Consider the following 22,160-nt stretch of genomic DNA (forward strand, 5'->3'; position numbering starts at 1 on the left):
TTGGAATTAATTAGGATATCTAATATGCTCCACCATATCCTGTACTTCTTGAGGTGGGGCTGGAGATAAGTGCGAAATTATACCAGAAACCAAGAAGTTCAATATCATCCCCAGCGTACCAATACCCTCAGGTGAAATCCCAAACCACCAATTCTCATCTGTATTGAGTTCAGGGCTTATGAACTTAAAAAAGACAATATAAGAGGCTGTAAACAGCATCCCTATTACCATACCAGCCACAGCACCTTCTCGATTGATTCTCTTGCTGAAAATTCCCATGATAATGGCTGGAAAGAAAGATGAGGCTGCCAATCCAAATGCGAAAGCTACCACCTGAGCCACAAAACCTGGCGGATATATTCCGAAAATACCAGCGATTACAACTGCCACAGCTGCAGCTCCCCTGGCCACCACCAATTCTCCCTTATCAGAAATATTTGGATTGATCTGTTTTTTTACCAAATCATGCGCAATGGATGTAGAGATGACTAACAGCAATCCAGCTGCAGTAGACAAGGCTGCTGCCAGTCCTCCTGCTGCCACTAGTGCAATCACCCAATCAGGCAAGTTGGCAATCTCAGGATTGGCTAATACCATGATATCTCTATCAATGGTCAATTCATTTTTTTCTACGTCTCCTACATATTGAACTCGTCCATCTTGATTTTTGTCTTCAAACTTGATCAGGCCAGTTTCCTCCCATTTGCCAAACCATTCTGGTAAGGCCTTGTACTCTTGATTGCTGACAGTGTTGATCAGATTTGTCCGGGCAAAAGCTGCAATGGCCGGAGCAGTAGTGTATAATATAGCAATCAGTAAGAGTGCATATCCTCCAGAGACTCTTGCATCACGGACTTTAGGCACTGTAAAAAACCTTACAATTACATGGGGCAATCCTGCTGTACCTACCATAAGTGCAGCCGTGATAAAGAATATATCTATGGTGCTTTTCTTTCCAATGGTATAGGCAGCAAATCCTAGCTCTTCGTGTAGACCGTCCAACTTGTCCAGCAAATAAGTTCCATCACTGAGTGTGCTCCCAAAACCCAATTGCGGTATGGCATGGCCTGTCATCATGATAGAGATGAATATGGCTGGTACCATAAACGCAAATATTAACACACAAAATTGAGCTACCTGAGTATAAGTGATCCCCTTCATTCCACCAAGCACGGCATAAAAAAACACAATCACCATGCCTATAATCACACCTGTCGTCACATCTACTTCCAGAAATCTGGAAAAGACCACGCCCACACCTCGCATTTGACCTGCCACGTACGTGAATGACACAAATATGGCACAAAACACGGCTACAGATCTGGCCGTCTGCGAATAGTATCTATCACCTACAAAATCTGGAACAGTAAATTTCCCAAACTTTCTGAGATAAGGTGCTAGTAACAGCGCAAGCAGCACGTAGCCCCCTGTCCATCCCAACAGATAAACGGCTCCATCATATCCCATAAAAGAGATCAACCCTGCCATTGAAATAAAAGAAGCAGCTGACATCCAATCAGCAGCTGTAGCCATCCCATTGGCTAGAGGAGAGACATCCCCTCCTGCTACATAAAAGTCTTTGGTAGAGCCTGCACGTGACCAAATGGCTATTCCGATATATAGGACGAAGGTGACTCCAACGATTAGATAAGTCCAGATTTGTACATTCATGATATATAGTATTGCGTTTTGTAATTGTACTCTTGGGGTAATGTTGCAATACTTGGCTATTCTTCTACACCATGGGTCTTATCCAATTTATTCATAAGGTAGACGTAGATGAAAATGATAATTATAAAAACATAAATAGCCCCTTGCTGAGCAAACCAAAACCCAAGTTTGAATCCGCCAATTCTTATTTCATTGAGCTGATCTACGAATAGGATACCACATCCAAAAGAAACCAAAAACCAAATACTCAGCAGTACAGCTAAGTATTTCAAGTTTTTATTCCAATAAGATTTATGATTTTGATCGATCATGAGATTTAAGTTTAACTACCAATTAAACAAATAAAACTGACATACTAAAATTCAAACCCCTATCAAACAAAAAAGGCTGACTCTAATGAGCCAGCCTCTACTAATCAAATAAACCGAATCATTAAAAGTTGATCGTGCTGATATAAGTAAATAGATCATTACAATCGTATTGGTACTGATGCAGCCCATCATTACCAATCATGAACAAAACATCATCCAAAGGAATGACATCCAAAGCATGTATCTCTTTGTGATGGGCGGTCAAATTTTCTCCAATTTTCAATGGATCAGCCGCATTAAAGACCTTCAGTCCATATTCCCCTTCTGCGATAAATAAACAGTCTCCTCTGATGCCCAGACCATGCGGATTATCCATGTCATGCGAAATGACCAATTCAGGATTGCTCACGTCCGAAATATCAATGACATCCAATTGGTTAGTAAAAGTTTCGCACTCAGTCCCTGATCGAAGTGTTACGTAAGCCAAGTCATTTTGAACCACTACTGGATCACAGGTATTGATATGCTCATAAGTAGAAATAAATACTGGCTCGGCAGGATTTGAATTATCATAGATATGCATGCCAGATCGTGCGCCAAAAAACAGCTTGTCGCCATAGGGGAAAATGGTTTCTATTCCCCATCCCAAATCCACACTATTGCCTTCTATGGGGCTGTCTGTCACAGTAATATCAAATAGCTTAAGACGGTATTCATTGACGGTATACAGGAAATTATCTGTAATTGTGAACCGCGCCAAAGACCCTCCTATTCCTGCTCCTGAACTGTTTCGTGCCAAATTTGATTCTGCACTAGCAAACACCAAGTCATCTGTATAATACATCCAGTCTTCATTATCACAATCAATTTCTATTTCCTCTTGCACTTCTGTATAGGAGATGAGCATGCCGTCTGCTTCCGTGTAATAGTAATAAGCGTCAAAAACACCTTCAATTCTATTGACCTCAGTAATATTGGTTTTGTCACTGATGTCCAATACCACCAAATCAGTATAGTTATCAGCATATAAGAAATTGCCTTTAGCAGCTAAATCCTTATTCCCTGGCAATACCACAAATCCAATTTCAACAGGATTTGACCTGTCCCTGTTATCTATGACATGTATCCCTTGATCTATCTCATTGATAAACAAATACTCATCCTTGTAGTAGATTTTTCCAGGATTCTCTATCAGCTGTGGAGCTGCAAACTCTGCATCCTTCACCACTTCCGACCTTGGGACAAAAACTGGTTCGTAATAAGTGATCATCTCCGTATCACACGCTTTGTCGTCACAACTCCCCAGAATGAAAAGCATGAGTAAATACAATATACCTGAAGCAATAAGCCTACTTAGGGCTTTTAGACTATTAGTCGTCATTCGATTTGTACGCATGTTCATTTGGTTTAGAAATTATATCTGAATCCTATGGCTATTCCCAGGTTTTTGGGTTTTGCTTTATCCGTATGGTTTGCATTGGTAAATTCTGTCAATGCCTGATTGTAGTTAGGCTCAAGTAAAAGCTGATAATGACGTTTGAATATGTATCCGAATTCGACGCTGGTCAGGAAATTGAAATAAACGCTTTCATAACTGCCTGAAGTACTAAAGTCGTTATTCAAATTCTGAGCATCACTTTCTGACACCAGTTTTGAATCGACCAAAATATTACTGGATAATCCTGTATTGAGTGTAATATTGAACTTGTTATCCAACAGTACATAACCAGCTTTGATTGGTATGGTCAGATACTGATATTCATTAGCAAGCTGAACCTGTTGGCCTTCATATCTCAAATTTCCATCAGACAGGGCGCTCTCCAGATTACTGTCATTTCTCTCATTAGTCAATGCATAAGTGTTGTCCTGCTGATCAGAAACCAGCTGACTAGAGCTAGACCCAGTATTAAAAGCACTGTAGTGCAACCCACTGCTTATAACAATACGGTTGGCAAACTTTTTACCCAAATTCAGACCGCCTGCAACAGACTGGCCACTAGCATAAACAGGATTGGCCGTTTGGCTACGAACAAAACTATCATTGGAAATTCCCTCCTGACTCGCAAAAGCCATGTCCCCTCCTGAACTCTTGCCAAACCCAGGATCAAATGAGCCAGTAGAAAAGCTCACTCCTGCCCATAGTGGACTCACTACTTTGCTAGGTGCAATGGTCTCCCATGTTCTTGCCACACCAAACAAATGTTCTGCTTCCCAAGGCTCTATTGCAGATGCCAGTTCAACTGACTTAGCTGACAGGGCATTAAACACCGTCTGATGGGTTGCTGCATATCTGCTCAGGGATTTAACTTGTTTAGTGCCAGTTGAAGGAATAAATGCTGGTTCTGTTTGTGTCAACACTGGGGTACTTATTCTTTTAGCAGAAGCATTTACCAAAGTAGGCTGTACGTTTTCAATTGCCTGATCTAATTCTTTCAACTCTACCTTATCTTCTTCCTCCAAGATTAAGGCTTTTGAGGAAGAAAAAGCGTTTTCCTCTAGTGATGGCCTGGAAACAGATCTATCTTCATTCTTAGCTAAATCAGATGGAATCTCTGAGGTGTCGTTCATCCAGAAAAAAGCTCCTCCAAGCGTAATCAAAAACAAACAAGCAGCAGCAACCCAACGATAAAAATCTGCTTGTTTTTTATAAACCAGGGCTTGCTCATTGGCGAGGTGGCCATCTATCGCCACCCAAACTTGCTCTGGCGGAGTCACTTCAGCATTGGCTAAAGACTGGCTCCACTGTTCCTCAAATGTCGAATTAGCCTTTTCCATAATTCTTCTTATTTTCCTTCATTCGCTCTCTTAGCAAATATTTTGCTCTAGAATACTGTGATTTTGAGGTACCTACTGATACACCTAGCATCTCAGCTATCTCCTGATGCTTATAACCCTCTATGGCATACAGGTTAAAAATAACCTGACTACTGCCCGGCAAAGCCTGCACCATGGCCATCAATTCGTTCATGGTATAGTCAGAGACTTCTTGCTGTTGTCCCTGAGACTCTTTCAGATCATCTACATCCACCATTGGATACAAATACAGCTTACCTCTCTGTGAGTTAAGTGCCGTGTTGATCACAATTCGCTTGATCCAAAACACTAAAGGGGCATCTCCCTTATAGTTTTTTATTTGTTTGAAAACTTTGATAAACGACTCTTGCAACACATCCTCAGCTTCCTGCTGTGCTTTTGTATATCTGAGACAAATAGCAAACATGCTCGACGAAAATTGCCGATACAGCTGCTCTTGAGCTTTTCGATCTCCTCGGACACAACCTTTGATAAGTTTATTTTCGTCTATCGCCATTCTCCAGGAATGAAAATTTGTTTTGGTTTGCTGTTAAGACACGACCCCCATGCAAAGGGTTGGAATGAAAATTATTTTTATTCAAAATAATCCAATGTACTTTCGTTGATACCTTTATTGATTCCAGTTTATGAAATTTAGCCTTAGCCTTTTCATTGTTACCATTCTACTAGCAAAAATTAGCCCTATTTGCATCGCTCAGCAAAAAGAAATTGTATACGAGAACAAAAAATATGAGCCATTTGTCGGAGTGGTACAGCTCTATCCCATTACAAACAACCCTGATCAAGAACTAGGAGCACCCATTGTCCCCAGAAGCAAAGTGGAATCTCTGCTACTGCAATTTGATCTGCTATTAGAAGAATACATTGATGTGCAGGCCAAAATCGTTCACTGTAATGCTGACTGGACTAAATCTGTACTGAACGATATCGAGTTTTTGTACGACTACAACAGCTTTGATCTCCGCGACTTTGAGTATTCTATAAATGCCAAAACACTGTATGTCAACTATTGGTTTAAAATACCAAGAGTGAAAGTAACTGGCAATTACATCATTCAAGTCTATCAAAATAATGACGAAGAAGATGTGCTATTCACAAGAAGGTATATTGTATTTGACCACAACGTCAGCATCCAACCCAACGTCAGAATATCAACTGGAGTCATGCAAAGAGACTTTAATCAGCAGATAGATTTTGATATTATTCATAGTAGAATCAAAGCCTCAAACCCTCGCACTGAATTCAAAATTGTGATCAGGCAAAATCAAAGATGGGACAATACCTTGGAGGGATTGCAACCTACTGCCATCAGAAGAGATAAGTCACTTCTTGAATACAGGCATTTCAATATGGAAAACAATTTCAAAGGAGGTAATGAGTTCAGAATGGCCGATTTGAGAAGCTATAGCTATAGAGGAGCTTATGTTTCACACATCAACCCAGACGCAAATCCTAGAGAAGCTACCGTCAATATGGGTAAAAGCCGCAAACAAGAGGCTTACTCACAGACGCAAGACAAAAATGGAGGATTCATCATTGCATCAACTGAAGCTATGGGAGATTACCTTGCTTGCGATTACCTACTGACCAAGTTTCAGGTAAAATCAGCCCCACTACCAGATCCTGTATATGTGCTAGGTGGCTTCAATGATTACCAAAAAGATGATAAAAGTTTATTGAGATACAATACTGAAACGCAAGTCTACAGTTCTAAGGTACTGCTGAAGCAAGGATTGTATGACTACATCTATTGGGTAGATGGTGATGATCCCTATGATTTACAAGGTTCTTTTTATCAGACTGAAAACAATTATGACATCATTGTTTATCACAAATCATTTAGCGATTTGGCGGATAAAGTAGTAGGGTATTATTCATTCCGAACCAAATTTTGATTCTGGTGGTACTCTGTATTTTTGAAACGGAATAGCCAATAGGTTCCCCAACTCTGCATGTTCTTCAGGTTTTATATGCGTATCTATACCATATTTAACCTCACTCATATCATCTACATATTGAAAGGTGCCAAATATTCTATCCCACACAGAAAAGATATTTCCGTAATTGGTATCCGTCCAAGGCTGGGTGAAATGATGATGCACTTTGTGCATGTTGGGTGTCACAACCACATACGACATGACCCTATCCCACTTTCCAAATAGCGAGCTATTCGCATGAGTCAAGTGTGCAAAAAGCACTGACAAGCTTTGGTACAACATGATGATGCCCATGGGCGCTCCTATGACAATCACTGCCATAATGGTGAAAAGTATGCGAAACACTGTTTCACCAGGGTGGTGCCTGAGTCCAGAGGTAACATCAATGGTGGTATCTGTATGGTGCACCAGATGAAATTTCCACATCCATTTTACTTTGTGCTCTACCCAATGGATAAGGTAAGCACCAATCAAATCCAACAATAACACACCTACAACAACTTGAAGCCACAGTGGCATATCTATCAGATACAACAGTCCAAATTCATTATTGGCCACAGCATCAGAGGCAAGCAACAACAAACTGGCCATTCCAAACCCAATCACCATAGTAGTCATGGTAAAGAATAGATTAATGCCAGCATGTTTCACCTTTTTATATTGAAACCTAAAAAGGGGAATGACACCTTCCAGAATCCAAAAAACAACCAGCCCTCCTATCAAAATTGTAGCTCGAAACCAAAGGGGAACATTTGTAAAAAAATCAATGAATTTTTCCATTTTGATGCATAATTTCAATATTAAGGTAAGTAAAAATACCGATCATTCGCCCTTCAAGTACACAAAATCATCTATACACTTGGCACGTCCAAGCTAAAGTCTTAAATTCAAAGTAGATCAAGCCAAACACAAAATAACATGACCAAAGCTTCTGATTTATTTGTACAAGCACTCGAAAACGAAGGAGTAGAATACATTTTCGGGATTCCTGGAGAAGAAAACCTAGACTTACTGAATTCATTAAAGGATTCTAAAATTAGACTCCTATTGACCCGACACGAGCAGGGTGCCGGATTTATGGCAGCTACCTACGGACGATTGACGGGTAAACCAGGAGTATGCTTATCTACACTAGGTCCTGGCGCTACTAATTTGGTAACACCTGCTGCCTATGCGCAATTAGGTGCTATGCCTATGCTGATGATTACAGGCCAGAAGCCCATCAAAAAAAGCAAACAAGGTAGGTTCCAAATTCTTGATGTCGTAGATATGATGCGACCCATTACAAAATACACTAGGCAAGTAGTAAGTGCCAACAACATCCCATCAATCATCAGAGAGGCTTTTCGTTTGGCTTCCGAGGAACGACCAGGAGCGGCTCATATCGAATTACCAGAAGACGTGGCAGCAGAAACAGCCGAAGAACCTTTGTTTGATGTACCTCAGGTACGCCGACCAGCACCTGACCCAAAGGCTATCAAGGAGGCCATACAAATGATAGAGGCGGCAAAAATGCCACTTATTCTCATTGGTGCGGGTGCCAACAGAAAAAGAACTGGCAACGCACTTTTGAAACTAATCGAAAAAACTGGCATCTATTTCTTCGATACCCAAATGGGAAAAGGTGTAGTTGACAATAGGCACGACCAGCACCTGGGTACGGCCGCACTCTCGTCCAATGATTACCTACACTATGCCATTGACAGAGCAGACCTGATCATCAATGTAGGACATGATGTGATAGAGAAACCTCCGTTTTTCATGGAGCATGGTGGAAAGAAGGTCATCCATATCAACTTCTTCTCTGCCGAGGTAGATCAGGTTTACTTTCCAGATCTAGATGTGCTGGGTGATATTGCTGCATCCGTTTGGGATATTATGGAAGGAATCACCAGGCAAAGCCACTGGGATTTTAGCTTCTTCAAGAAAGTAGATGAGGAGGTCGAGTCTCATATTTCTAAGTATTTTGAAGACGAAAGGTATCCTATGCTGCCTCAGCGCATTGTCAATGAAATCCGAAATATCATGCCGTCAGATGGTATTGTGACACTTGACAATGGGGTTTATAAAATTTGGTTTGCACGAAACTATAAATGCTACGAACCTAACACTTTGCTTCTCGACAACGCACTGGCAACTATGGGTGCCGGATTGCCTTCAGCAATGGCCGCCAAGCTCATCCATCCAGACAAGAAAGTAATTGCTGTATGTGGTGATGGCGGATTTATGATGAATTCACAGGAATTAGAAACTGCTGTGAGAGAAAAACTCCATGTAGTAGTGATCATTCTGAATGACAATGCCTATGGCATGATCAAATGGAAGCAAGAAGGCATGGGATTCGACAATTTTGGGCTGGATTATACCAATCCTGATTTCGTGAAATATGCTGAAAGTTATGGCGCCTTTGGTCACCGAATCACAAGTGACGCAGACTTTAGCAAAACACTGGATCATTGCCTAAATACGGAAGGCGTTCACGTGATTGATTGCCCAGTAGACTACTCTCTCAATCATGCCATCCTCAATGTCAAAATCAAAGAAAAAGCAAAAGCACTCTAAGCCAATTTATCAATTCTAGCACCATGTCAACACTATCTGTATACGCCCCATTCGATCAATCTTTAATCAAAGAAATCCCGCTGGCTACCAGTAAAGAAATGAGCAATGCCATTGACAGAGCGCTTGGCTTATTTCTGGATCAATCCAAATGGCTTCCAAAGTATAAAAGGGTGGAAATTCTTGAAAACATTGCCTTTCTGATGGAAGAACGAAGTGAGGAAATCATTCAAATTTCAGCTATGGAAGGTGGAAAACCTTGGATGGATACAGAAGTAGAAATGAAACGAGCAATCAATGGGGTCAAGCTGGCTATAGAAAATATGGGACACTTGAAAGGCGAAGAAGTAGCCATGGGTCACACCGTGTCGTCAGCCAATAGACTGGCCTACACCATGCGAGAGCCCATTGGTGTGGTAGCTTCAGTAAGCGCCTTTAATCATCCCATCAACTTAATCATACATCAGACTATTCCGGCTATTGCTGTAGGTAGTCCCGTCATTATCAAACCTGCCCCCACTACACCATTGACCTGCCTACTATTAGTGGAAATATTTGAGTCGGCAGGCCTCCCAGAAGGCTGGTGCACAGCCATGCCATGTGATAATGATGTAGCAGAACAGTTGGTCACAAGCCCAAAGGTCAACTTCTTTTCTTTCATTGGTTCTGCCAAGGTGGGCTGGTATCTGAGATCCAAACTTGCTCCAGGTACTCGATGTGCCTTAGAGCATGGAGGTTCTGCTCCTGTCATTATTGAGCCTGATGCTGAAATCAAATCTATGATTCCTGCTTTGGTCAAAGGAGGTTTTTATCATGCAGGTCAAGTCTGCGTGTCTGTACAGCGTATTTTCGTCCATGAATCAATCGTAGATGAAGTAGTAGAAGAAATGGATACACAAGTTCGTGCATTAATATCTGGAAATCCATTAAAAAAAGAGACTGAAGTGGGGCCTCTCATCCTACCAAGAGAGGTAGACCGCGTCCATGAGTGGGTTGCTGAAGCCAAAGAAGCTGGTGCGAAGGTTATTTGTGGTGGGCAAAAAATATCAAACACTTTCTATGAACCCACCATTCTGCTTAATCCCTCAGACGATTGCAAGGTGTCCACACAAGAAATATTCGGCCCTGTGGTTTGTGTCTATTCTTATACTGATCGACAAGAGGCTATCAATAAAGCAAATGCACTAGAGTTTGCTTTTCAATCATCCATATTTACCAAAAACATAGATGTCGCACTAGATACCGTAAGAAAACTCAACGCTACAGCGGTAATGGTCAACGACCACACGGCATTCAGAGTGGACTGGATGCCTTTTGGAGGAAGAGATGCCTCTGGACTTGGGTTAGGAAGTATCCCTCACTCTATGCACGATATGACACGCGAAAAACTCATGGTCATTAAAAGCGAAGTATTATAATGAACTAAATTCCTTTTCTCATTAGTTGGTTTGTTGAATCAGATGCGGGAGTTATCTATAGCTACTTGTCCATTCAGCTACATTTTAAAGACGCTGATATACTCAACTACCCCATTAAGACTCGAAACAGGTTTTTTACCTATCTGTACCTACATATATCTATCCGTATATTCTCCTATTTCAAAATTGAGTAGTTCCGCTTATTGTCTTACTCAACGACACCATTGTACTTTTGTAAAAGTTATTTCTCAAATACACTTTGTTTGAAGAGAATTAGCAATTATAAACTCAGTTTGTTTCGATTTTAGTAACTTAAAGTTGGTACAAAACAGAACCAAAACAATGATGGAGCTTAGGCATCTGATTACATTCAACTTTACAATCGGAAGAAAAATCCGAATTAGCTTTTACGTTCTTATAGGCGTAATCATACTCAATGGCCTCTACACCTACAGTACGCTGAACAATAGCATAGATTTGCTTAACAAGGTATCAAAAGATGTCTATCCCACACTCAACACGTATGGTGATTTTCGTAACCTTATAAAAGACAGCAAAGCCTACTCCACCAACTGGGTATATGTGAGTCGATACGAAAAAGACAAAGAAAAATTAAGGATTATACACAATGAAACCTATCCAATAATTAAAAAAAGGCTTCAAGCAATCATTACCACAACCCATCCGGAGGAAGCAGAAGTAATTGGTTCCATTTTAGAAACATTCGAAGGCATATTAAGTGATCAAAAAACGGTTATGGAAAGTCTTAATACTGCGCTGGCTTATGAAGATGCCATGACACTGTTTGTGTGTGAGGATTTAGTAGAGGGCAATATCATTCCTATCTGTGATGAGTTAATAGAAAAACTAGACGCCACTATGGCTCTAAAATCAGCTGAAACTAGCACTATCAGTGCAACTATGGAGGAGTCTTTTTCTAGTCTCAGTGTAGCCATTTTTATCCTTGGCCTCATGGGGGCAGTGTTTGGCTTAGTGATCTCAGGTTGGTTGTCAAGAAATATCACCAAACCGGTAAAAGCCCTGCAGGTAAAAATAGGTCAAATAAGACGAGGTGTTATTCCTGAATCTATAACAGCGATGAACAATGATGAAATTGGAGAAATGAGTCATGGAATCAATTCATTGATACTGGGGTTTAAGTCCTCCTCCGAATTCGCAAGTGAAATAGGACAAGGAAATCTTGAAGCACATTTTGAAGCATTGAGTGAAGATGATGTACTGGGACATGCCTTATTATCTATGAGAACCAATCTCAAAAAGGTAATCAACGAAACCAATGAAGTTGTTAAAGCCGCGGGAGAAGATGGTCGCCTGGATACACGCATATCCACTGAAGCAAAAGCAGGTGCATGGCTTGAATTGAGCGAAACGATCAATCACCTCTTGCACTCAATAGCTACCCCAATTCTTGAGGTAAACAAAATCGTAACAGCATTAGCCGATGGCGATTTGACGCACAAGTATTTATTGGACTCAAAAGGAGACATCTATACATTGGTCAGTAACTTGAACAAAGCCACCTCCAATTTGAATGACCTCCTACTAAAAATATCAGATAGTGCAGTAGTAGTAGAAGAGGCTTCTACAGAAATGCTCAACGCCAGTGAGGAAATGTCGTCAAACACTGGTGAAATTGCCTCAGCCATAAGTCAAATGAGTGCAGGGGCACAAAACCAAGTGGTAAAAGTGGATGAAGCATCCAACCTTGTAGAAGGCATCAGAAACTCTTCCAATGAAATGGGAAGTAAAGCTTCCAACATCAATGAAGCAGCTAAGTCAGGCGTAGAGAGTAGCAAAAAGGGTAAGGAAATGGTAGACAACGTGGCTACCAGTATGGAAGAAATCTCTGTTTACTCAGTGAAAACCAATGACTCTATTAAGGTCTTAACACAGAGGTCAGAAGAAATCACACGGGTACTGGGAGTGATTACGGAAATTGCTTCACAGACCAATCTATTAGCATTGAATGCGGCCATTGAAGCTGCTCAGGCTGGAGATGCCGGCAGAGGATTTGCAGTGGTGGCCGAAGAAATTCGTAAGTTGGCAGAAGACTCAAGAAGTTCCGCTAGAGAAATTGAAACACTTGTAGCCGACGTGCAGAAAGATACTGAACAAGCGGCTCAGGTAATGGAAACCATGAATCAAAGCGTAAAAGTGGGTGGACAAGCCTCTACTGAAGCGTCAGAAGTATTTAAAGAGATAGCTGATTCGACCAGTCGCACCCTATCCTACTCAGAAGAAATTGTAAACGCTACTCAATTCCAACAAACCGATATTGGGAAGGTAGTTTCTATCACGGAATCAGTAGTGGTCATAGCAGAGCAAACCGCAGCAGGTACGGAAGAAGTTGCCAGTTCGGCAACAGAACTCTCTTCTGGAATGGAAAATTACAATCAAAAATCCGAACAATTGACTCATGTGGCAACAGCCCTTAAGGACAGTGTGAGTAAGTTCAAATTAGCAAAGTAAGAGATCAAGATTAAGAAAGACTTAAAACTAAACTCAATGAAGCATAATAAAATTGTATTTGGATTAGCACTTATACTTGGGATTCTTTCTTCTTTTCAGAGTCAGGCACAGGAGAGCAAATTCAAAGCACTATTTATTTACAAGTTTGCAGAATACATCGAATGGCCATCTGGCAAAAAAAATGTGACGGTTGGTGTAGCAGGCAAATCAGACGTATCCAAGGAGTTGTCCAATTTTGCTGCTTCCAAAGGCAATATGACCGTTTTGGATATAGCGGGCCCTGGCGATGTCAATAAATGCGACATCGTTTTTCTACCTAAGTCAATTGACAATCAAGTAAGTGCTTATAATTCGGCAATAGGTGGCAAGAGCGTCTTGGTGGTATCTGAAAATAGTGACCTCACCGGAAAAGGCTCAGACATTGGTTTCTATCTGGAAAGTGGGAAACTAAGATTCCTTATTAGCGAAAAAAGTATCAGAGACAAAAAAATGATACCTAGTTCTAAATTATTGGCATTGGGTAAAACCATCTAACCAAAGAAAAACCCTTAGACTGTTGAATTTCAAGCTTTCGGAAGATCGCATGAACGAACACACCCCAAACAAAAATATCATGAAGCAATTAACAAACATTTTTTTCTACAGCGTACTAGGTTTATCTACGCTAGTGAGCTCAAATCTCTTTGGGCAGGTTGCAGACGAGGACATTTTTGAAATGTCGCTAGAAGAGCTGATGAATATGGAAGTAACTGTTGCATCTACACAAGCATTGACCTCCAGAGAGTCTCCAGGCATTATTTCCTTAATCACAAGTTCGGACATTCAAAAATCAGGAGCCCGGGATCTGATAGATGTCTTAAGAACCATACCAGGATTTGAGTTTGGCGTTGATGTGCAAGGTGTAGTTGGTATTGGACTGAGAGGCAATTGGGGTCATGAGGGTAAAATCTTAATTCTAGTAGATGGTCAGGAAATGAATGAAAGAAGCTATGCTACCTCACAAATTGGCAATCACTTCCCCCTGGAACAAATTGACAGAATTGAAATCATAAGAGGCCCAGGGTCTGCTACCTATGGCGGCTATGCCGAACTTGGCGTAATCAATATTCATACGAAAAAAGGAAAAGACCTCAATGGAGGTAGTTTGGCTTTGAAATATGGACAAATGCAAAACACTTTCGGTAGAAGAGAAGCTGATGTCATGTTTGGTCAAGCCAAAGAAGACCTTAGTTATGATATTAAGTTCCATATAGGAGATGGTAATAGAAGCGATAGAATTTACACAGACCTTTACGGAGATGCCTACGACATGAAAGATAACTCTGGACTTAGAACTACCATGATCAATGCAGGAATCAAAAAGAACAACTTGAGTACTCGATTCATTTTTGAGGATTATAATTTGGAACAACGCGATTTGTACGATGCGATCCTCCCTGTGACTACGGATATAAAGTTTCAGGGTATCTATGGCGAAGTAAAATACGATGCGAAAATTTCAGAAAAATTAACTGTAACCCCTAAGATCCAATACAAGTCTCAAAAGCCTTGGGTTCAAAATGATCAAACTGCCAGAGACTTGGATATATACTATGACAAAACGATTAACCAAATTTTAGGCGAAGTTGTATTGAATAGTCAAATCAGTGAAAAGACGAATTTGATTGGTGGTATGCAATACTACAATGACAAAGCAGAAAGTCAAACTGGCTATGAATTTGCCAGTAACAACAGTACGTCACTCTCTTTTTACAACTTCAGTGCATTTGCTCAGGGCCTATTCAAAACCAACTTTGCACTAATCACAGTAGGTGCCAGATACAATAAGCACGAGCAGTTTGGATCTGCCTTCGTACCAAGAATTGGTATTACCAAAGTGATTGATAAATTTCATGGAAAGCTTTTACTCAGCCAGGCATTCAGAGCGCCAAGTATAGAAAACATAGATGCCAATTTGGACATCAAAGCTGAAACAACTACTGTTTTTGAATTGGAAGCTGGATATCAGATGACTCAAAACATGCTGCTAACTGCTAATTTTTACAACATTCTGATCAATGATCCAATAGTCTATTTCTATGACGTAGCCACAGATGAAGAGGGATACACAAATTATGACAAAACAGGAACCAGAGGTATTGAAGTAGATTACCAATACAGAGGAGACTGGGGATCTGTCGGTTTCAACTATAGCTTTTACACTGCTGCAGGCAACAATAAGGTGGCCTCCTATTCCGTAGATGGAAACGATGATGAGCTACTAGGTTTTGGTCAAAACAAGGCCAATCTGCTGGCAAGCATTAAAGTCACAGATCAGTTTAGTATTAATCCTACCATCACCTACTTAGGCGAAAGACATGGATACGCTACGGCAGATGCGAGTGACGATCCAGTTCTTCAAAACTTTGATGCTGAAACCTTTTTAAACCTATATATGCTCTATAAGGATTTATTTATTCCTGGTCTTCAAATAGGCGCTGGCGTTTACAATCTGACAAATAATGATTATGCATTTATCCAACCGTACAACAGTAGTCATGCGCCATTACCAGCCGCTAGCCGCGAATTTATAATCAAAGCTAAATACAGCTTTACAAAGTAATTTGGCTTTATAGGAATCCAGATTTAATAAAACGGCCATAAACATATTTTGAAAATATAAAGCAGGGGTGAATTGAGGGGTAAAAGCCATTGCATTGCGGTGGCTTTTTATATTAGTAATCTCCATCCGAACGATTAATTTAGCGGCTTTGATAAGTTACCTATGCAAAAAGCCACCAAAGCCGACGAAGCCCTGGTCATAGACATCATTGCTGAGTCCTTTCCTTACAATCCCAGCGTGCTGTCTGTCATTAAAAACGACAAACATGAACCCCAAAGAATGCGCTGGCTGGCACGATACGTATTCAAAACAGCACTCAGAAGAAATGCCATTTTCATCTCCTCTGACCGTACTGGCGTGGCCGTTTGCTACAGATTCAATAGTCATAAAGAAAATTTGATGGACTACTGGAATCAGGCAGTTCTGGCTTTTACTGCCATTGGAATCGAACGCATTTTTAAAGTACTCCAAAGGGACAGCTACGTAAAGAAGCAAAGACCCAAATCTGGAGACTTTATGTACTTCTGGTTTTTTGGTGTGAGTGATGAGGGAAAAGGGCAAGGTGCAGCACATGAACTTCAAAAGGCCGTTTTTGCAGAAGCAGAAAAAGAAAACCTACCTATTTATCTGGAAACTTCCATAGCCAAAAACAAAAGGGTGTACGAGCGCTTTGGCTTTGAAGTGTATCATACCTGGGATTATAAGAGCGAAGGGATTACTCTTTGGTTTATGCGTAGTACCTAATTTACGCATATACCCTATGAAATTCGGAGAATACCCTATTGATAGGTGTTACTTATCTCTTCATCTTTGCAAAGTAGAAATTGGTAAATCAACTGATTTCTGTCAACCGCTAAAAATCAGAAGATGAAATCATTTGTAGTTGCAGTACTTTGTATGATCTTGAGTTTTTCCGCCTTCTCAGAAGATTCGGACAAGTTCAAGGCATTACTTGTATACAAGTTTACCGAATATATTGTTTGGCCCAATAGTCCTTCTGTAATCAAAGTTGGTGTGATGGGTAATTCGCCCATTTACAATGAACTGGTACGATTTGCTTCTCGCAAAGAAAACCTTGAAGTTGTAAAATTGAACAACACCAATGAAGCCGCCAGTTGTCATTTGGTTTATCTATCAAAAGCGCAAGGTGGTTTGATCAAACCACTTTATGCCAGCTTATACGAGAAAAGTATTCTGCTAGTAAGCGAGGAGAAAGCACACATACAAAAAGGCGCCAATGCCGTAGTGTACATCTCTGAAGGTAAACTCAAATATATAATGAACGAGCAGTCTATCTCAATCAAAGGTATGATTCCAAGCAAGCGCTTGGCTTCATTAGGAGAGTCGCTCTGAGTCAGTAGCAAATAGAAAAATGTATAAGTGAAGTAGTTTCGACTACTTCACTTTTTTTGCTTCAAAGCTTGAGAAGTTAACCAACCAGGTCTTCCCTCCGTCATACGACCTATCCATTTTGAAAGAGTAGCTATTGGGTTCAATATTGTAATATTCAAAGCGCTCAAGAAACTCTCCATTACCATCGTAGCCCTTTCCTGTAGTTACCAATTTCCCATTGGACATCACGCCTGAAATATCAGTAATCCCAGTCATTCCGGGCATCACCCACACGATCTGATATTTACCACTTTGGCGATTGAAACTTCGGATGCTGGTGCCTCTGAAAACTATCTTGTCGTTGGCATCAAGAGCGAAGAAATCGTCCTGAATGGCAGATTGGTCTAAGATATAATAAGCCTTTGTCCGCGCTTTGCCCATCATCACTGAGCCATCTGGTCGACTGGCCTTGGTGGTCAGCTCCCATTCGCCTATAAAGAAATCTATTTTTTTGAGGCCTTCATTTTGAGCAAACAGATTGAGTGTTGCCATAAATGAAACACAAGTCATTAAAAGCAATCTTTTCATGGTTCTGAGTTTTTGATTCTGAATAGGAACAGTCAGACAGCTATTCTCCCTTAGAGTTTCTGCCTTTATATAAACGCTTTAGATTACCCTTTCGAATGAAAAACTGCAAGTATAAATGCAGCAGCTAAATACAATTATCCATCAAGCTTCCACTACAGTTTCCTTTACCTTCCTCACCTCCTTATTGATTTCATCGCTCTCAATTAAGCCATCTCGTAAACGAATCACACGATGTGCATATTGGGCAATGTCTTCTTCATGTGTGACCATAATGATGGTATTACCTTGCGCATGCAGCTGTTCAAAAAGCTCCATGATGTCATAAGAGGTTTTGGTATCCAGGTTTCCTGTAGGTTCATCCGCCAGGATGATGCTAGGGTTGTTTACTAGGGCTCTGGCAATGGCTACACGTTGTCTTTGACCACCCGAGAGTTCATTGGGTTTGTGTAGTGCACGATCTGCTAGGCCAACTCCTTCAAGCACTTCATGCGCTCGCTCTTCCCTATCTGATTTGCCCATTCCAGCATACACCAGCGGCAAGGCCACATTTTCTAATGCTGTAGATCTAGGCAATAAGTTGAAAGTCTGGAAGACAAATCCAATTTCCTTATTCCGAATTTCCGCCAGCTCGTTTTCATCCAGGTCAGATACATCCTGGGTGTTGAGGATATAAGCACCAGAGCTGGGTGTGTCTAAGCAGCCAATGATGTTCATCAAAGTAGATTTGCCAGAGCCAGACGGTCCCATAAATGCCACATACTCACCTTTGTTGATAGAAATACTGATAGATTTGAGCGCGTGAATGGTCTCAGCACCCATCACATATTTTCTGGAAATTTCTGTGGTCTTAATTATTTCAGGCATATTCGTTTATTTCTGTTAGGACGGTTGACTTCACGTTCCGTTACGGCTGATCATCAATATCTTCTCCAGGATCAGTAAATCCTGAAATCATACTCCCTAGTAAATCATCTATTCTCATTCCATTTTCGAGTGGATGCTTGCTTAAGTAGCTGTATTCCACCAACCCAAATAGCACAAATTCCATCAGAAACAGTTTGAAGTTTTCATCCTTGTTGCCCTTGATTTGATCCTTCACCAATTCAGTCAAACCAGGCACTTTTTTCAATTCGTTTTTATATTCCTTTTGGGAATAATCATGCAGCATATCAATCATATTGCTGTCTCCAAACCAATCAGCAATAGGCTTGTAAGGATCTTTCATCTCACGATTCTTCCTTACTTGATCAGGATCCGTGAAATAATCTACAAACAAAGTTCTGATGGCCTTCCCAATCAAATTTTGAGCAACTATACCTGCCCCTTCCTGTTCGCCTTCATACACTAACTCAATCTTCCCAGTGATAGAAGGTATAATCCCAATAAAATCTGCAATTCGCACGTATCCATCAGATTCCTTGTTCTTCAGCATTCTTCGTTCTACTGCACTCACCAGGTTCTCATAACTGGAAATCGTCAATCGAGCAGAAACACCACTCTTCACATCCACATACTCACTGCTCCTGGCCTCTATGGCGATTTGTTCTATGAGTAGCTTCGCTAATTCATTTATTACAATGTTGCCAGAAGTATTTTTGGCAATAGCTGCTTCTTGTTGAGTGATTTTCAAACCAGTCTCTACTGTCTTTGGATAGTGCGTGATGATTTGGCTGCCCAGACGATCCTTTAGTGGCGTTACAATGCTTCCCCTATTGGTATAATCTTCAGGATTGGCTGTAAATACAAACTGAATATCCAACGGCAGTCTGAGCTTAAATCCTCTGATTTGAATATCTCCTTCCTGGAGAATGTTAAATAGGGCCACTTGAATCCTTGGCTGCAAATCTGGCAACTCATTGATGACGAAAATGCCACGATGCGAACGGGGCACCAAACCATAATGAATCACCCTTTCATCAGAATAAGGCAATTTCAATGTCGCGGCTTTGATGGGGTCTACATCCCCAATCAAATCGGCAATGGATACATCTGGCGTGGCCAGCTTCTCTGTAAAGCGATCATTACGATTCAGCCAGTTGACTGGTGTATCATCTCCCTTCTCCGCAACCAAATCAATCGCATATCTGGACAAAGGCTGTAGTGGATCATCATTCAAATCACTGCCATGTACAAAAGGCACCCACTCGTCCAACAGACCAACCATCAAACGAGCAATTCTTGTCTTAGCCTGCCCACGAAGTCCCAGCAAATTGATATTGTGTCTGGATAGAATGGCCCGCTCAATGTCGGGAATTACTGTATCCTCATATCCCCATATACCTTCAAATACATGGTCTCCAGATTGAATGGCAGAAATTAAATTGGTTCTCAACTCGTCTTTGATAGATTGCGGTTCGTAACCTGCCGCTTTCAGTTGACCCAGTGTAGTAATAGCCAATTTTTCATCGGCACTCAGGCCTGCGTATGCATTCGTCATTTATAAATTCTTTCTTCTATTTTTCTTAAAATCTTCAAACACTAAATGACCCAAACCTTGTAAATCACTATAGTAGGCGTTGCCATTATTTACGGCTGTAAATTCCTTTACAAATTGTTTCAGGTATGGATCAGAGGCAATCATAAAAGTGGTGATAGGAATATTTAATCTGCGGCAAGCTGCGCCCAGATTCATAGTCTTTTTCAATATCTTAGGATCAAGCCCAAAGCTATTTTTATAATACTTGATGCCTACTTTCATGCAAGTAGGCTTTCCATCAGTAATCATAAAGATCTGCTTGTTCTGGTTTTTTCGCTTGCGCAAAATATCCATGGCCAACTCTAGTCCAGCTACAGTATTGGTATGATAAGGTCCCACACTTAAGTAAGGCAGGTCTTTGATACTGATCTGCCAGGCATCATTGCCAAATACAATGACATCCAATGTATCCTTTTTGTATTTGCTTAATATAAGTTCAGAAAGTGCCATAGCCACTTTCTTGGCAGGTGTGATTCGATCCTCGCCATACAATATCATGGAATGACTGATGTCAATCATCAGCACAGTGGAGGTTTGGGTTTTGTACTCATTGTCTACTACCTCCAGGTCATCTTCAGTGAGCATGAACTCTCCAAATCCATGATTGATTTGAGCGTTCCTCAAACTATCAGTTACAGATATGTTGTCAGGAGAATCACCAAATTGAAAATCTCGAATATCTGCTCCTTTTTCTTCTCCTCTACCCGAAATGAAGGTGTTGTGATCCCCCTTTCCTGATTTTCTTAGTTTGCCAAAAATCTCCTCTAGGGCATTCTTACGAAAATCATTTTCTGTTTTTGCAGTGATTTTTAGTTTGCCAGTTTGTCGCTCTTCGTCCAGATATCCTTTTTCTCTAAGCTCATCAATGAAGTCTCCTATTCCATAATTTTCACTGGTGATATTGTACTGTTTGTCAAGATTAGTCAACCAACTCAAAGCTTCGTTTGGATCGCCAGAGGTGATCAGTAGCAACTCCCTGAAAATGTTCCATAGATTATCAAAGGTGTCGCTCGACTCCTTTTTTTCAGGAATAAATTCAGTAAAACGGTAGCCTATCATCCTCTTCTTTTCTTATTAAAACTCGTAACATTAAACTGGATTAACCACTTAATGTTGGTATAATTTTAATAAATTTAATGAGGCTAGTTACCAACTAAAAATTAGCAAACGCAAATGGCAGGACGTAGACCCATATTCGCCACTCTGGTGCAGGACACTATTCTCTTTATCAGAGATACTACGTTCAAAATGATTCTAGAGCCAAAGCCTAAAAAACCCAAGAAAGATAAAAAGGAAAAATAACCACTGTATTGATCTAACTTTTAGTACTTCGTTCTGAATTTTATTTGTCCCCAATAAATTCTAACTTTCTATCAATAATCATATTAACAAACAAACACAACCATGAAAACTTTAAACTTATTCGCACTTTTAACTGTAATACTGTGCTTTTCCCTTAGCGCACAAGACTTGGCTGAGCCCAAGGATATTGGCGTCTCAGAATATGATAATTTCAAAAAGTCCTCTTTCGACATTATGAAAGAATCTGCCACACTGAAAGAAAGTGCAACTACAGTAGACAATGAAGTAAAAACCTACTCTGGAGCAATGAATACCATTGGTATAGACAAACTAAAACAAAACTACAAAGCACTTAAAGAAGGAACTGAGGCTGTAGGTACACTTTCCAAGGAGCTGGCAGAACTGAATGGTAAAAGTCAGGATGTACTCAGCAACGCCAAGGGTATCAAACCAAAAATGAAATCTGTAGGTGCAGTAAAAAACACCAACAAGTCCATTCAGGCACTTGACGCATCCAAAGCTGATCTGTCTGCCACCAAAGAGTTATTGAGCAATAACCTAAAACTCATTGGAGATGAATTAAAATCACGTGGAGAAATTATTGAATAATCATTGACATTATATCCACAAGAGTTAGCCACAAGAAACAAACTATCTTGT

At 40.6% G+C, this 22,160-nt stretch carries 20 protein-coding genes; 10 read left to right on the forward strand and 10 right to left on the reverse strand.

Annotated features, from left to right (window positions below; all coding sequences use genetic code 11):
• Nucleotides 1-6 precede the first annotated feature (6 nt).
• The 5 genes from B9A58_RS03430 to B9A58_RS03450 all read right to left on the reverse strand — a co-directional run bounded on the left by B9A58_RS03430 (nt 7) and on the right by B9A58_RS03450 (nt 5,292).
• Nucleotides 7-1,671, reverse strand: a complete 1,665-nt coding sequence (locus B9A58_RS03430; protein ID WP_084371015.1) for a sodium:solute symporter family protein — start codon at nt 1,669-1,671, stop codon at nt 7-9.
• Nucleotides 1,672-1,727: 56 nt separating this feature from the next.
• Complete coding sequence (locus tag B9A58_RS03435; protein ID WP_084371016.1) at nt 1,728-1,982, reverse strand: DUF4212 domain-containing protein; 255 nt, start codon at nt 1,980-1,982, stop codon at nt 1,728-1,730.
• A gap of 121 nt (nt 1,983-2,103) precedes the next feature.
• Nucleotides 2,104-3,378, reverse strand: a complete 1,275-nt coding sequence (locus B9A58_RS03440; RefSeq protein WP_176214665.1) for an LVIVD repeat-containing protein — start codon at nt 3,376-3,378, stop codon at nt 2,104-2,106.
• A gap of 11 nt (nt 3,379-3,389) precedes the next feature.
• The gene (locus B9A58_RS03445; protein ID WP_084371018.1) at nt 3,390-4,757 is read right to left on the reverse strand and encodes a hypothetical protein; all 1,368 of its coding nucleotides are present in this window, start codon (nt 4,755-4,757) and stop codon (nt 3,390-3,392) included.
• On the reverse strand, nt 4,744-5,292 hold the full coding sequence (locus B9A58_RS03450; RefSeq protein WP_084371019.1) for an RNA polymerase sigma factor: 549 nt from the start codon (nt 5,290-5,292) through the stop codon (nt 4,744-4,746). The genes B9A58_RS03445 and B9A58_RS03450 overlap by 14 nt, the downstream gene beginning before the upstream one ends.
• Before the next feature lie 130 nt (nt 5,293-5,422).
• Between B9A58_RS03450 and B9A58_RS03455 the strand changes: the two genes are divergently transcribed.
• A complete protein-coding gene (locus B9A58_RS03455; protein WP_084371020.1) occupies nt 5,423-6,691 on the forward strand; it encodes a type IX secretion system plug protein in 1,269 nt (422 codons plus the stop codon).
• Here B9A58_RS03455 and B9A58_RS03460 read toward each other — a convergent pair.
• Nucleotides 6,671-7,513 (reverse strand): sterol desaturase family protein, encoded by an 843-nt coding sequence (locus B9A58_RS03460; RefSeq protein WP_084371021.1) that lies wholly within the window; start codon nt 7,511-7,513, stop codon nt 6,671-6,673. The genes B9A58_RS03455 and B9A58_RS03460 overlap by 21 nt on opposite strands.
• A gap of 138 nt (nt 7,514-7,651) precedes the next feature.
• Here B9A58_RS03460 and B9A58_RS03465 point away from each other — a divergent pair, with 138 nt between their 5' ends.
• The 7 genes from B9A58_RS03465 to B9A58_RS03495 all read left to right on the forward strand — a co-directional run bounded on the left by B9A58_RS03465 (nt 7,652) and on the right by B9A58_RS03495 (nt 17,155).
• Nucleotides 7,652-9,295 (forward strand): acetolactate synthase large subunit, encoded by a 1,644-nt coding sequence (locus B9A58_RS03465; RefSeq protein ID WP_084371022.1) that lies wholly within the window; start codon nt 7,652-7,654, stop codon nt 9,293-9,295.
• An 8-nt stretch (nt 9,296-9,303) separates the two neighbouring features.
• Nucleotides 9,304-10,710 (forward strand): aldehyde dehydrogenase family protein, encoded by a 1,407-nt coding sequence (locus tag B9A58_RS03470; protein WP_394334425.1) that lies wholly within the window; start codon nt 9,304-9,306, stop codon nt 10,708-10,710.
• Between the two features lie 342 nt (nt 10,711-11,052).
• A complete protein-coding gene (locus B9A58_RS03475) occupies nt 11,053-13,200 on the forward strand; it encodes a HAMP domain-containing methyl-accepting chemotaxis protein (RefSeq protein ID WP_084371024.1) in 2,148 nt (715 codons plus the stop codon).
• Nucleotides 13,201-13,236: 36 nt separating this feature from the next.
• Nucleotides 13,237-13,734, forward strand: a complete 498-nt coding sequence (locus B9A58_RS03480) for a YfiR family protein (RefSeq protein ID WP_084371025.1) — start codon at nt 13,237-13,239, stop codon at nt 13,732-13,734.
• A 79-nt stretch (nt 13,735-13,813) separates the two neighbouring features.
• Nucleotides 13,814-15,802, forward strand: coding sequence for a TonB-dependent receptor plug domain-containing protein (locus tag B9A58_RS03485; protein WP_176214666.1), 1,989 nt, complete (start codon nt 13,814-13,816; stop codon nt 15,800-15,802).
• Nucleotides 15,803-15,964: 162 nt separating this feature from the next.
• A complete protein-coding gene (locus tag B9A58_RS03490) occupies nt 15,965-16,546 on the forward strand; it encodes a GNAT family N-acetyltransferase (protein WP_084371027.1) in 582 nt (193 codons plus the stop codon).
• A 123-nt stretch (nt 16,547-16,669) separates the two neighbouring features.
• Nucleotides 16,670-17,155, forward strand: a complete 486-nt coding sequence (locus tag B9A58_RS03495; protein WP_084371028.1) for a YfiR family protein — start codon at nt 16,670-16,672, stop codon at nt 17,153-17,155.
• Between the two features lie 42 nt (nt 17,156-17,197).
• On the opposite strand, the gene B9A58_RS03500 is transcribed toward B9A58_RS03495, so the two are convergent.
• The 4 genes from B9A58_RS03500 to B9A58_RS03515 all read right to left on the reverse strand — a co-directional run bounded on the left by B9A58_RS03500 (nt 17,198) and on the right by B9A58_RS03515 (nt 21,257).
• A complete protein-coding gene (locus B9A58_RS03500; RefSeq protein WP_139793724.1) occupies nt 17,198-17,722 on the reverse strand; it encodes a DUF1579 family protein in 525 nt (174 codons plus the stop codon).
• 141 nt (nt 17,723-17,863) lie between these two features.
• Entirely contained in the window at nt 17,864-18,586 is a 723-nt protein-coding gene (locus B9A58_RS03505; protein WP_084371030.1) for an ABC transporter ATP-binding protein, read from the reverse strand.
• Nucleotides 18,587-18,626: 40 nt separating this feature from the next.
• On the reverse strand, nt 18,627-20,159 hold the full coding sequence (locus B9A58_RS03510) for a sigma 54-interacting transcriptional regulator (protein WP_084371031.1): 1,533 nt from the start codon (nt 20,157-20,159) through the stop codon (nt 18,627-18,629).
• Complete coding sequence (locus tag B9A58_RS03515) at nt 20,160-21,257, reverse strand: vWA domain-containing protein (protein WP_084371032.1); 1,098 nt, start codon at nt 21,255-21,257, stop codon at nt 20,160-20,162.
• A gap of 114 nt (nt 21,258-21,371) precedes the next feature.
• Here B9A58_RS03515 and B9A58_RS20685 point away from each other — a divergent pair, with 114 nt between their 5' ends.
• Both B9A58_RS20685 and B9A58_RS03520 read left to right on the forward strand, forming a co-directional pair.
• A complete protein-coding gene (locus B9A58_RS20685) occupies nt 21,372-21,500 on the forward strand; it encodes a hypothetical protein (protein WP_262501968.1) in 129 nt (42 codons plus the stop codon).
• A 102-nt stretch (nt 21,501-21,602) separates the two neighbouring features.
• Nucleotides 21,603-22,109 (forward strand): hypothetical protein, encoded by a 507-nt coding sequence (locus B9A58_RS03520; protein WP_139793725.1) that lies wholly within the window; start codon nt 21,603-21,605, stop codon nt 22,107-22,109.
• Nucleotides 22,110-22,160: the final 51 nt, after the last annotated feature.

This window comes from Reichenbachiella faecimaris (assembly GCF_900176375.1).
Classification (GTDB): Bacteria; Bacteroidota; Bacteroidia; order Cytophagales; family Cyclobacteriaceae; genus Reichenbachiella; species Reichenbachiella faecimaris.